This is a genomic window from Shigella flexneri 2a str. 301 (genome assembly GCF_000006925.2).
GTDB lineage: Bacteria > Pseudomonadota > Gammaproteobacteria > Enterobacterales > Enterobacteriaceae > ECMA0423.
In genome coordinates, this window is record NC_004337.2 from 2,715,671 (window position 1) to 2,728,476 (window position 12,806).

Below are 12,806 nucleotides of genomic sequence, written 5' to 3' on the forward strand. Positions count from 1 at the left end.
AAAACAGATTGTTGTCTGGAACAATGTCCCCGATAATATGTAACATATTAGAAACATACCGGCGTCGTTGCCGATAAGTCTCCTTACTCATCCCGAGGTTAGTTATGAATACCGTTTGTACCCATTGTCAGGCCATCAATCGCATTCCCGACGATCGGATCGAAGATGCGGCAAAATGCGGACGCTGCGGTCACGACTTGTTTGACGGAGAGGTGATTAATGCGACCGGTGAAACACTCGACAAATTGCTGAAGGATGATCTACCTGTGGTGATCGACTTCTGGGCACCGTGGTGCGGCCCCTGCCGTAATTTCGCACCAATTTTTGAAGATGTCGCGCAAGAGCGTAGCGGTAAAGTGCGCTTTGTGAAAGTGAATACCGAAGCTGAACGTGAATTGAGCAGTCGCTTTGGAATTCGTAGTATACCGACGATCATGATTTTCAAAAACGGTCAGGTTGTCGACATGCTTAATGGCGCAGTACCGAAAGCGCCGTTCGATAGCTGGCTGAACGAATCTCTTTAATCTTACCGGGGCGCATCTTGTGCCCCGTTTTCTCCTCTGCGACAATGGCGTTTTTTCGACGCTCTCTTATGACCGAAAACGCTGTTCTCCAGTTACGCGCCGAGCGTATTGCGCGCGCAACACGTCCTTTTCTTGCCCGCGGTAATCGCGTTCGTCGCTGCCAACGCTGTCTTTTGCCAGAGAAATTATGTCTCTGTTCGACAATTACCCCAGCACAAGCAAAAAGTCGCTTCTGTTTGCTGATGTTCGACACCGAGCCAATGAAGCCCAGTAATACCGGGCGTCTGATTGCTGATATTTTGCCTGATACCGTTGCGTTTCAATGGTCGCGTACCGAACCCTCGCAGGATTTGCTGGATCTGGTACAAAACCCGGATTATCAGCCAATGGTGGTCTTTCCCGCCTCGTATGCTGATGAGCAACGGGAAGTGATCTTCACACCACCTGCCGGTAAGCCACCGCTGTTTATCATGCTCGATGGTACCTGGCCGGAAGCTCGCAAGATGTTTCGTAAAAGTCCGTATCTGGATAATCTTCCCGTCATTTCCGTCGATCTTTCCCGGCTTTCTGCCTATCGCCTGCGTGAAGCCCAGGCTGCAGGCCAATATTGTACTGCCGAGGTAGCCATCGCACTGTTAGATATGGCCGGCGATACCGGGGCGGCAGCAGGGTTAGGCGAGCATTTTACCCGCTTTAAAACACGCTATCTGGCAGGAAAAACGCAACATCTGGGTAGCATCACAGCAGAACAGTTAGAAAGCGTTTAAAATCATTCGGTCACTTCTGCGGGAGACCGGTATGAGTCAGCGAGGACTGGAAGCACTACTGCGACCAAAATCGATAGCGGTAATTGGCGCGTCGATGAAACCCAATCGCGCAGGTTACCTGATGATGCGTAACCTGCTGGCGGGAGGCTTTAACGGACCGGTACTCCCGGTGACGCCAGCCTGGAAAGCGGTGTTGGGTGTGTTGGCCTGGCCGGATATTGCCAGCTTGCCCTTTACACCCGACCTTGCGGTTTTATGTACCAATGCCAGCCGTAATCTTGCTCTTCTGGAAGAGCTCGGCGAGAAAGGCTGTAAAACCTGCATTATTCTTTCCGCCCCGGCATCGCAACACGAAGATCTCCGCGCCTGCGCCCTGCGCCATAACATGCGCCTGCTTGGACCAAACAGTCTGGGTTTACTGGCTCCCTGGCAAGGTCTGAATGCCAGCTTTTCGCCTGTGCCGATTAAACGCGGCAAGCTGGCGTTTATTTCGCAATCGGCTGCCGTCTCCAACACCATCCTCGACTGGGCGCAACAGCGTGAGATGGGCTTTTCCTACTTTATTGCGCTCGGCGACAGCCTAGATATCGACGTTGATGAATTGCTCGACTATCTGGCGCGCGACAGTAAAACCAGCGCCATCCTGCTCTATCTCGAACAGTTAAGCGACGCGCGACGCTTTGTTTCGGCGGCCCGTAGTGCCTCGCGTAATAAACCGATTCTGGTGATTAAAAGCGGACGTAGCCCGGCGGCACAGCGACTGCTCAACACCACGGCAGGAATGGACCCGGCATGGGATGCGGCTATTCAGCGTGCCGGTTTGTTGCGGGTACAGGATACCCACGAACTGTTTTCGGCGGTGGAAACCCTTAGCCATATGCGCCCGCTGCGTGGCGACCGGTTGATGATTATCAGCAACGGTGCTGCGCCTGCCGCGCTGGCGCTGGATGCCTTATGGTCACGCAATGGCAAGCTGGCAACGCTAAGCGAAGAAACCTGCCAGAAATTGCGCGATGCATTGCCAGAACATGTGGCAGTCTCTAACCCGCTCGATCTGCGCGATGACGCCAGCAGCGAGCATTATGTCAAAACGCTGGACATTCTGCTCCACAGCCAGGATTTTGATGCACTGATGGTTATTCATTCGCCCAGCGCCGCTGCTCCCGCAACAGAAAGCGCGCAAGTATTAATTGAAGCGGTAAAGCATCATCCCCGCAGCAAATATGTCTCTTTGCTGACGAACTGGTGCGGCGAGCACTCCTCGCAAGAGGCACGACGTTTATTCAGCGAAGCCGGGCTGCCGACCTACCGTACCCCGGAAGGAACCATCACTGCTTTTATGCATATGGTGGAGTACCGGCGTAATCAGAAGCAACTACGCGAAACGCCGGCGTTGCCCAGCAATCTGACTTCCAATACCGCAGAAGCGCATCTTCTGTTGCAACAGGCGATTGCCGAAGGGGCTACGTCGCTCGATACCCATGAAGTTCAGCCCATCCTGCAAGCGTATGGCATGAACACGCTCCCAACCTGGATTGCCAGCGATAGCACCGAAGCGGTGCATATTGCCGAACAGATTGGTTATCCGGTGGCGCTGAAATTGCGTTCGCCGGATATTCCACATAAATCGGAAGTTCAGGGCGTCATGCTTTACCTGCGTACAGCCAATGAAGTCCAGCAAGCGGCGAACGCTATTTTCGATCGCGTAAAAATGGCCTGGCCACAGGCGCGGGTCCACGGCCTGTTGGTGCAAAGTATGGCTAACCGTGCTGGCGCTCAGGAGTTGCGGGTTGTGGTTGAGCACGATCCGGTTTTCGGGCCGTTGATCATGCTGGGTGAAGGCGGTGTGGAGTGGCGTCCTGAAGATCAAGCCGTCGTCGCACTGCCGCCGCTGAACATGAACCTGGCCCGCTATCTGGTTATTCAGGGGATCAAAAGTAAAAAGATTCGTGCGCGCAGTGCGCTACGCCCATTGGATGTTGCAGGCTTGAGCCAGCTTCTGGTGCAGGTTTCCAACTTGATTGTCGATTGCCCGGAAATTCAGCGTCTGGATATTCATCCTTTGCTGGCTTCTGGCAGTGAATTTACCGCGCTGGATGTCACGCTGGATATCTCGCCGTTTGAAGGCGATAACGAGAGTCGGCTGGCAGTGCGCCCTTATCCGCATCAGCTGGAAGAATGGGTAGAATTGAAAAACGGTGAACGCTGCTTGTTCCGCCCGATTTTGCCAGAAGATGAGCCACAACTTCAGCAATTCATTTCGCGAGTCACCAAAGAAGATCTTTATTACCGCTACTTTAGCGAGATCAACGAATTTACCCATGAAGATTTAGCCAACATGACACAGATCGACTACGATCGGGAAATGGCGTTTGTAGCGGTACGACGTATTGATCAAACGGAAGAGATCCTCGGCGTCACGCGTGCGATTTCCGATCCTGATAACATCGATGCCGAATTTGCTGTACTGGTTCGCTCGGATCTCAAAGGGTTAGGCTTAGGTCGACGCTTAATGGAAAAGTTGATTACCTATACGCGAAATCACGGACTACAACGTCTGAATGGTATTACGATGCCAAACAATCGTGGCATGGTGGCGCTAGCCCGCAAGCTCGGGTTTAACGTTGATATCCAGCTCGAAGAGGGGATCGTTGGGCTTACGCTAAATCTTGCCCGGCGCGAGGAATCATGAGTAAGGTACTGGAAATGTTGACCACTTAATCGGGACTGGTGTTATTATTGCCCGCTTATGTCGTCTGCATTGCACAGAGGACCCTTCAATGAACAGAGAAGAAATGCACTGTGATGTTGTCAAAATTTAAGCGTAATAAACATCAACAACACCTTGCCCAACTACCCAAGATTTCTCAATCAGTTGATGATGTCGATTTCTTTTACGCTCCCGCCGACTTCCGGGAGACGCTGCTGGAAAAAATAGCCAGCGCGAAGCAGCGCATTTGCATTGTCGCCCTGTATCTCGAACAGGATGACGGTGGCAAAGGCATTCTGAACGCGTTGTATGAGGCTAAAAGGCAGCGTCCGGAACTGGATGTGCGGGTGCTGGTCGACTGGCATCGTGCACAACGTGGACGCATTGGCGCTGCGGCATCTAACACTAACGCTGACTGGTACTGCCGCATGGCGCAGGAAAATCCGGGCGTAGATGTTCCGGTTTATGGCGTTCCAATCAATACCCGTGAAGCTCTTGGTGTTCTGCACTTTAAAGGCTTTATCATCGACGATAGCGTACTTTATAGCGGTGCCAGCCTGAACGATGTTTACCTGCATCAACACGATAAATATCGCTACGACCGTTATCATCTGATCCGTAACCGTAAGATGTCAGACATTATGTTTGAATGGGTTACACAGAATATTATGAATGGCCGCGGCGTTAATCGTCTGGATGATGTTAATCGGCCAAAAAGCCCGGAAATCAAGAACGATATTCGTCTGTTCCGCCAGGAGCTGCGTGATGCCGCTTATCATTTCCAGGGCGATGCCGACAACGATCAGCTTTCCGTAACGCCGCTAGTGGGGCTGGGGAAATCGAGTCTGTTGAACAAGACCATTTTCCATCTTATGCCTTGTGCCGAGCAGAAACTAACCATCTGTACGCCATACTTCAACCTGCCAGCAATCCTTGTGCGCAATATTATCCAGTTGCTGCGCGAAGGGAAAAAGGTCGAAATTATTGTTGGTGATAAAACCGCGAACGACTTCTACATTCCGGAAGATGAACCTTTCAAGATAATTGGCGCATTGCCTTATCTCTATGAGATCAATCTGCGTCGTTTCCTGAGCCGTTTGCAGTATTACGTCAATACTGACCAGCTAGTGGTTCGGTTATGGAAAGATGACGACAACACCTATCACCTGAAAGGAATGTGGGTTGATGATAAGTGGATGTTGATCACCGGTAATAACCTGAACCCGCGCGCCTGGCGTCTGGATCTGGAAAACGCCATTTTGATCCACGATCCACAACTGGAGCTTGCGCCGCAGCGAGAGAAAGAACTGGAGCTGATCCGCGAGCGTACCACCATCGTTAAGCACTATCGCGATCTGCAAAGTATTGCCGATTATCCGGTGAAGGTTCGTAAACTCATCCGCCGTTTGCGCCGTATCCGCATCGACCGATTAATTAGCCGCATCCTGTAATCACAACCCCGTCCTGTACGGGGTTTGTTTTTTGGAGGCCACGTTTTGCGTATTCTTTTTGTCTGTTCGCTATTGTTACTTTCTGAATGCAGCCATATGGATAACGATAGCTGGAGTGGGCAGGATAAAGCTCAACACTTTATCGCCTCGGCGATACTTTCCGCCGCCGGAAATGAATATTCACAGCATCAGGGGATGAGCCGGGATCGCAGTGCCATGTTTGGATTGATGTTCTCTGTCAGTTTGGGGGCGTCAAAAGAGCTTTGGGATAGCCGCCCCGAAGGGAGCGGCTGGAGCTGGAAGGATTTGGCCTGGGATGTCGCCGGTGCAAGCACCGGCTATACCGTCTGGCAACTGACCCGTCACTAAAGACGCATCCCCTTCCCTTTGCGATGTAGCATCAAAGAAACCAGAAACGCCACCACGGCCATCAAGGTCACATACCAGAAGAAGGCTGTTTCCATTCCTATTGATTTCAGCGACAACGCTACGTACTCCGCCGAACCACCAAATATAGCATTAGCGACCGCATATGACAGACCAACGCCTAATGCGCGAACCTGTGCTGGGAACATCTCAGCCTTCAGTATTCCACTGATTGATGTATAAAAACTCACTATCAGCAGGGCACACATCACCAGACCAAAAGCGGCATAAGGCGAGGAAACGTTTTGCAATGCTGAGAGAATAGGAACGGTAAAAATGGCTGCCAGCGAACCGAAACATAACATTGAGGTACGGCGACCAATCTTATCCGACAGCGCGCCAATGAGTGGTTGAATAAGCATGAATACAAACAATGCGGCAGTCATAATGCCACTCGCCACGTTGGCATGCATTCCCGCAGTATTTACCAGATACTTCTGCATATAAGTGGTGAAGGTATAGAAACAAAGGGAGCCCGCAGCGGTAAAACCGAGAACCATGATGAATGCACGGCGATTGCGCCATAATCCTTTCAGAGATCCAGCTTCTTTTAAAGCGCGCGTTTCTTGTTGCGAAGTTTCATCTAATTGACGACGTAACCACAACGCCACAACAGCTAACACAGCTCCTAACGCGAAAGGAATACGCCATCCCCACTCTCTGAGTGCAGCGTCTTCCATGGTGTGTTGTAAAACCACGACAACCAGTAGGGCTAGCAGTTGTCCGCCGATCAACGTCACATACTGAAATGATGCGTAAAAACCTTTGCGCCCTTCAACGGCAACTTCACTCATATAGGTGGCGCTGGTGCCATATTCTCCGCCAACGGATAATCCCTGAAATAAACGAGCGAGAAGCAATAATGCCGGAGCCCACGTACCTATAGTTTCATAACCTGGGAGGCAGGCGATAACCAGCGATCCGAAACACATCATACACACCGATAACAGCATCGATTTTTTGCGACCATGTTTATCGGCTATGCGGCCAAATAGCCAACCGCCTATTGGGCGCATCAGGAATCCCGCAGCAAAAACACCTGCTGTTTGTAGTAGTTGAGTCGTCGTGTTCCCGGAAGGGAAGAAAATGTGGGCGAAGTAGAGTGAACAGAACGAGTAGACATAGAAATCGAACCACTCGACCAGATTACCTGAAGAGGCCCCCACAATCGCCCAAATGCGGCGACGAGTATCACTACTTGTCAGTTTGCTGTCTGCCGTTACAGTACTTTCAGCCATGCCATTATGTCTCCTGCCGTAATCCGATGCTTTTGTTGGTCGCTTTTGTTTATTTCTTTTGGTAAAGAAAATGTTATACATTTGTTGCGTATCATTATGCAACCTAAACCATGAATTTAGTTAGCAGGAAAATGGTTATTGAGGAGCTTAAGGATAAATTTCTGGTAAGGAGGACACGTATGGAAGTAGGCAAGTTGGGGAAACCGCATCCGTTGCTGAATCTGTCATATGTGGGAGTATAAGACGCGCAGCGTCGCATCAGGCATTTTTTTCTGCGCCAATGCAAAAAGGCCATCCTGACGGATGGCCTTTCGCTTAGTTTGATGCCTGGCAGTTCCCTACTCTCGCATGGGGAGACCCCACACTACCATCGGCGCTACGGCGTTTCACTTCTGAGTTCGGCATGGGGTCAGGTGGGACCACCGCGCTACGGCCGCCAGGCTAATTCTGTTTTATCAGACCGCTTCTGCGTTCTGATTTAATCTGTATCAGGCTGAAAATCTTCTCTCAATCCGCCAAAACATCTTCGGCGTTGTAAGGTTAAGCCTCACGGTTCATTAGTACCGGTTAGCTCAACGCATCGCTGCGCTTACACACCCGGCCTATCAACGTCGTCGTCTTCAACGTTCCTTCAGGACCCTTAAAGGGTCAGGGAGAACTCATCTCGGGGCAAGTTTCGTGCTTAGATGCTTTCAGCACTTATCTCTTCCGCATTTAGCTACCGGGCAGTGCCATTGGCATGACAACCCGAACACCAGTGATGCGTCCACTCCGGTCCTCTCGTACTAGGAGCAGCCCCCCTCAGTTCTCCAGCGCCCACGGCAGATAGGGACCGAACTGTCTCACGACGTTCTAAACCCAGCTCGCGTACCACTTTAAATGGCGAACAGCCATACCCTTGGGACCTACTTCAGCCCCAGGATGTGATGAGCCGACATCGAGGTGCCAAACACCGCCGTCGATATGAACTCTTGGGCGGTATCAGCCTGTTATCCCCGGAGTACCTTTTATCCGTTGAGCGATGGCCCTTCCATTCAGAACCACCGGATCACTATGACCTGCTTTCGCACCTGCTCGCGCCGTCACGCTCGCAGTCAAGCTGGCTTATGCCATTGCACTAACCTCCTGATGTCCGACCAGGATTAGCCAACCTTCGTGCTCCTCCGTTACTCTTTAGGAGGAGACCGCCCCAGTCAAACTACCCACCAGACACTGTCCGCAACCCGGATCACGGGTCCACGTTAGAACATCAAACATTAAAGGGTGGTATTTCAAGGTCGGCTCCATGCAGACTGGCGTCCACACTTCAAAGCCTCCCACCTATCCTACACATCAAGGCTCAATGTTCAGTGTCAAGCTATAGTAAAGGTTCACGGGGTCTTTCCGTCTTGCCGCGGGTACACTGCATCTTCACAGCGAGTTCAATTTCACTGAGTCTCGGGTGGAGACAGCCTGGCCATCATTACGCCATTCGTGCAGGTCGGAACTTACCCGACAAGGAATTTCGCTACCTTAGGACCGTTATAGTTACGGCCGCCGTTTACCGGGGCTTCGATCAAGAGCTTCGCTTGCGCTAACCCCATCAATTAACCTTCCGGCACCGGGCAGGCGTCACACCGTATACGTCCACTTTCGTGTTTGCACAGTGCTGTGTTTTTAATAAACAGTTGCAGCCAGCTGGTATCTTCGACTGATTTCAGCTCCACGAGCAAGTCGCTTCACCTACGTATCAGCGTGCCTTCTCCCGAAGTTACGGCACCATTTTGCCTAGTTCCTTCACCCGAGTTCTCTCAAGCGCCTTGGTATTCTCTACCTGACCACCTGTGTCGGTTTGGGGTACGATTTGATGTTACCTGATGCTTAGAGGCTTTTCCTGGAAGCAGGGCATTTGTTGCTTCAGCACCGTAGTGCCTCGTCATCACGCCTCGGCCTTGATTTTCCGGATTTGCCTGGAAAACCAGCCTACACGCTTAAACCGGGACAACCGTCGCCCGGCCAACATAGCCTTCTCCGTCCCCCCTTCGCAGTAACACCAAGTACAGGAATATTAACCTGTTTCCCATCGACTACGCCTTTCGGCCTCGCCTTAGGGGTCGACTCACCCTGCCCCGATTAACGTTGGACAGGAACCCTTGGTCTTCCGGCGAGCGGGCTTTTCACCCGCTTTATCGTTACTTATGTCAGCATTCGCACTTCTGATACCTCCAGCATACCTCACAGCACACCTTCACAGGCTTACAGAACGCTCCCCTACCCAACAACGCATAAGCGTCGCTGCCGCAGCTTCGGTGCATGGTTTAGCCCCGTTACATCTTCCGCGCAGGCCGACTCGACCAGTGAGCTATTACGCTTTCTTTAAATGATGGCTGCTTCTAAGCCAACATCCTGGCTGTCTGGGCCTTCCCACATCGTTTCCCACTTAACCATGACTTTGGGACCTTAGCTGGCGGTCTGGGTTGTTTCCCTCTTCACGACGGACGTTAGCACCCGCCGTGTGTCTCCCGTGATAACATTCTCCGGTATTCGCAGTTTGCATCGGGTTGGTAAGTCGGGATGACCCCCTTGCCGAAACAGTGCTCTACCCCCGGAGATGAATTCACGAGGCGCTACCTAAATAGCTTTCGGGGAGAACCAGCTATCTCCCGGTTTGATTGGCCTTTCACCCCCAGCCACAAGTCATCCGCTAATTTTTCAACATTAGTCGGTTCGGTCCTCCAGTTAGTGTTACCCAACCTTCAACCTGCCCATGGCTAGATCACCGGGTTTCGGGTCTATACCCTGCAACTTAACGCCCAGTTAAGACTCGGTTTCCCTTCGGCTCCCCTATTCGGTTAACCTTGCTACAGAATATAAGTCGCTGACCCATTATACAAAAGGTACGCAGTCACACGCCTAAGCGTGCTCCCACTGCTTGTACGTACACGGTTTCAGGTTCTTTTTCACTCCCCTCGCCGGGGTTCTTTTCGCCTTTCCCTCACGGTACTGGTTCACTATCGGTCAGTCAGGAGTATTTAGCCTTGGAGGATGGTCCCCCCATATTCAGACAGGATACCACGTGTCCCGCCCTACTCATCGAGCTCACAGTATGTGCATTTTTGTGTACGGGGCTGTCACCCTGTATCGCACGCCTTTCCAGACGCTTCCACTAACACACACACTGATTCAGGCTCTGGGCTGCTCCCCGTTCGCTCGCCGCTACTGGGGGAATCTCGGTTGATTTCTTTTCCTCGGGGTACTTAGATGTTTCAGTTCCCCCGGTTCGCCTCATTAACCTATGGATTCAGTTAATGATAGTGTGACGAATCACACTGGGTTTCCCCATTCGGAAATCGCCGGTTATAACGGTTCATATCACCTTACCGACGCTTATCGCAGATTAGCACGTCCTTCATCGCCTCTGACTGCCAGGGCATCCACCGTGTACGCTTAGTCGCTTAACCTCACAACCCGAAGATGTTTCTTTCGACTCATCATCGTGTTGCGAAAATTTGAGAGACTCACGAACAACTTTCGTTGTTCAGTGTTTCAATTTTCAGCTTGATCCAGATTTTTAAAGAGCAAAACTTCGCAGTGAACCTTTGCAGGTACACTCTGAAGTATTTTTTATTTAATCACTACAGAGATGGTGGAGCTATGCGGGATCGAACCGCAGACCTCCTGCGTGCAAAGCAGGCGCTCTCCCAGCTGAGCTATAGCCCCATAACATGTAGTTAAAACCTCTTCAAATTTGCCGTGCAAATTTGGTAGGCCTGAGTGGACTTGAACCACCGACCTCACCCTTATCAGGGGTGCGCTCTAACCACCTGAGCTACAAGCCTGTAGAGGTTTTACTGCTCATTTTCATCAGACAATCTGTGTGAGCACTACAAAGAACGCTTCTTTAAGGTAAGGAGGTGATCCAACCGCAGGTTCCCCTACGGTTACCTTGTTACGACTTCACCCCAGTCATGAATCACAAAGTGGTAAGCGCCCTCCCGAAGGTTAAGCTACCTACTTCTTTTGCAACCCACTCCCATGGTGTGACGGGCGGTGTGTACAAGGCCCGGGAACGTATTCACCGTGGCATTCTGATCCACGATTACTAGCGATTCCGACTTCATGGAGTCGAGTTGCAGACTCCAATCCGGACTACGACGCACTTTATGAGGTCCGCTTGCTCTCGCGAGGTCGCTTCTCTTTGTATGCGCCATTGTAGCACGTGTGTAGCCCTGGTCGTAAGGGCCATGATGACTTGACGTCATCCCCACCTTCCTCCAGTTTATCACTGGCAGTCTCCTTTGAGTTCCCGGCCGGACCGCTGGCAACAAAGGATAAGGGTTGCGCTCGTTGCGGGACTTAACCCAACATTTCACAACACGAGCTGACGACAGCCATGCAGCACCTGTCTCACGGTTCCCGAAGGCACATTCTCATCTCTGAAAACTTCCGTGGATGTCAAGACCAGGTAAGGTTCTTCGCGTTGCATCGAATTAAACCACATGCTCCACCGCTTGTGCGGGCCCCCGTCAATTCATTTGAGTTTTAACCTTGCGGCCGTACTCCCCAGGCGGTCGACTTAACGCGTTAGCTCCGGAAGCCACGCCTCAAGGGCACAACCTCCAAGTCGACATCGTTTACGGCGTGGACTACCAGGGTATCTAATCCTGTTTGCTCCCCACGCTTTCGCACCTGAGCGTCAGTCTTCGTCCAGGGGGACGCCTTCGCCACCGGTATTCCTCCAGATCTCTACGCATTTCACCGCTACACCTGGAATTCTACCCCCCTCTACGAGACTCAAGCTTGCCAGTATCAGATGCAGTTCCCAGGTTGAGCCCGGGGATTTCACATCTGACTTAACAAACCGCCTGCGTGCGCTTTACGCCCAGTAATTCCGATTAACGCTTGCACCCTCCGTATTACCGCGGCTGCTGGCACGGAGTTAGCCGGTGCTTCTTCTGCGGGTAACGTCAATGAGCAAAGGTATTAACTTTACTCCCTTCCTCCCCGCTGAAAGTACTTTACAACCCGAAGGCCTTCTTCATACACGCGGCATGGCTGCATCAGGCTTGCGCCCATTGTGCAATATTCCCCACTGCTGCCTCCCGTAGGAGTCTGGACCGTGTCTCAGTTCCAGTGTGGCTGGTCATCCTCTCAGACCAGCTAGGGATCGTCGCCTTGGTGAGCCGTTACCCCACCAACAAGCTAATCCCATCTGGGCACATCCGATGGCAAGAGGCCCGAAGGTCCCCCTCTTTGGTCTTGCGACGTTATGCGGTATTAGCTACCGTTTCCAGTAGTTATCCCCCTCCATCAGGCAGTTTCCCAGACATTACTCACCCGTCCGCCACTCGTCAGCGAAGCAGCAAGCGCTTCCTGTTACCGTTCGACTTGCATGTGTTAGGCCTGCCGCCAGCGTTCAATCTGAGCCATGATCAAACTCTTCAATTTAAAAGTTTGATGCTCAAAGAATTAAACTTCGTAATGAATTACGTGTTCACTCTTGAGACTTGGTATTCATTTATCGTCTTGCGACGTTAAGAATCCGTATCTTCGAGTGCCCACACAGATTGTCTGATAAATTGTTAAATGGCTGATCTGTACAGTCATCGCTGGGAAATCGAACTGGGATACAGGGAGATAAAACAGACGATGCAACTGAGCAGGCTGACGCTGAGAAGTAAAAAGCCGGAGCTTGTGGAGCAAGAGCTGTG

General features: G+C 51.6%; 6 protein-coding genes, 2 tRNA genes, 3 rRNA genes and 2 other annotated features (1 of these 13 cut by a window edge). Of the genes, 5 read left to right on the forward strand and 6 right to left on the reverse strand.

Features of this window, described 5'->3' with window-relative positions:
- Nucleotides 1-104: 104 nt before the first annotated feature.
- The 5 genes from trxC to yfiM all read left to right on the forward strand — a co-directional run bounded on the left by trxC (nt 105) and on the right by yfiM (nt 5,821).
- Nucleotides 105-524 (forward strand): thioredoxin, encoded by a 420-nt coding sequence (gene trxC / locus SF2644; RefSeq protein NP_708433.1) that lies wholly within the window; start codon nt 105-107, stop codon nt 522-524.
- A gap of 44 nt (nt 525-568) precedes the next feature.
- Nucleotides 569-1,291 (forward strand): hypothetical protein, encoded by a 723-nt coding sequence (yfiP, locus tag SF2645; RefSeq protein ID NP_708434.2) that lies wholly within the window; start codon nt 569-571, stop codon nt 1,289-1,291.
- A gap of 31 nt (nt 1,292-1,322) precedes the next feature.
- On the forward strand, nt 1,323-3,983 hold the full coding sequence (gene yfiQ, locus SF2646) for a hypothetical protein (RefSeq protein ID NP_708435.1): 2,661 nt from the start codon (nt 1,323-1,325) through the stop codon (nt 3,981-3,983).
- A gap of 113 nt (nt 3,984-4,096) precedes the next feature.
- Nucleotides 4,097-5,452 (forward strand): phosphatidylserine synthase, encoded by a 1,356-nt coding sequence (gene pssA, locus SF2647; protein ID NP_708436.2) that lies wholly within the window; start codon nt 4,097-4,099, stop codon nt 5,450-5,452.
- A 24-nt stretch (nt 5,453-5,476) separates the two neighbouring features.
- The gene (gene yfiM, locus SF2648) at nt 5,477-5,821 is read left to right on the forward strand and encodes a lipoprotein (RefSeq protein NP_708437.3); all 345 of its coding nucleotides are present in this window, start codon (nt 5,477-5,479) and stop codon (nt 5,819-5,821) included.
- Here the strand turns inward: yfiM and kgtP are convergent.
- The 6 genes from kgtP to rrsG all read right to left on the reverse strand — a co-directional run bounded on the left by kgtP (nt 5,818) and on the right by rrsG (nt 12,543).
- Entirely contained in the window at nt 5,818-7,116 is a 1,299-nt protein-coding gene (gene kgtP / locus SF2649) for an alpha-ketoglutarate transporter (protein NP_708438.2), read from the reverse strand. The two genes, yfiM and kgtP, sit on opposite strands and share 4 nt — an antisense overlap.
- A gap of 323 nt (nt 7,117-7,439) precedes the next feature.
- Nucleotides 7,440-7,558, reverse strand: a 5S ribosomal RNA gene (rrfG, locus tag SF4493).
- Between the two features lie 94 nt (nt 7,559-7,652).
- A 23S ribosomal RNA gene (rrlG, locus tag SF4494) occupies nt 7,653-10,556 on the reverse strand.
- Between the two features lie 183 nt (nt 10,557-10,739).
- A tRNA-Ala gene (locus SF4495) sits at nt 10,740-10,815 on the reverse strand.
- A 42-nt stretch (nt 10,816-10,857) separates the two neighbouring features.
- Nucleotides 10,858-10,934, reverse strand: a tRNA-Ile gene (locus SF4496).
- 68 nt (nt 10,935-11,002) lie between these two features.
- Nucleotides 11,003-12,543: ribosomal RNA gene (gene rrsG / locus SF4497) — 16S ribosomal RNA — on the reverse strand.
- Together the 16S, 23S and 5S rRNA genes with 2 tRNA genes alongside form the textbook arrangement of a ribosomal RNA operon.
- Nucleotides 12,229-12,633: a sequence feature (potential protein location (hypothetical protein SF2650 [Shigella flexneri 2a str. 301]) that overlaps RNA (16S ribosomal RNA)), on the forward strand. It overlaps the preceding rRNA gene by 315 nt.
- Before the next feature lie 46 nt (nt 12,634-12,679).
- Nucleotides 12,680-12,806, forward strand: a mobile genetic element (partial) (it continues 312 nt past the right edge of the window).

Excerpts from the sequence above, each read along its gene's own strand:
- yfiQ (NP_708435.1), top strand. The coding sequence starts at position 1,323 with ATGAGTCAGCGAGGACTGGAAGCACTACTGCGACCAAAATCGATAGCG.
- yfiP (NP_708434.2), top strand. The coding sequence starts at position 569 with ATGGCGTTTTTTCGACGCTCTCTTATGACCGAAAACGCTGTTCTCCAG.
- kgtP (NP_708438.2), bottom strand. The coding sequence starts at position 7,116 with ATGGCTGAAAGTACTGTAACGGCAGACAGCAAACTGACAAGTAGTGAT.
- trxC (NP_708433.1), top strand. The coding sequence starts at position 105 with ATGAATACCGTTTGTACCCATTGTCAGGCCATCAATCGCATTCCCGAC.
- pssA (NP_708436.2), top strand. The coding sequence starts at position 4,097 with ATGTTGTCAAAATTTAAGCGTAATAAACATCAACAACACCTTGCCCAA.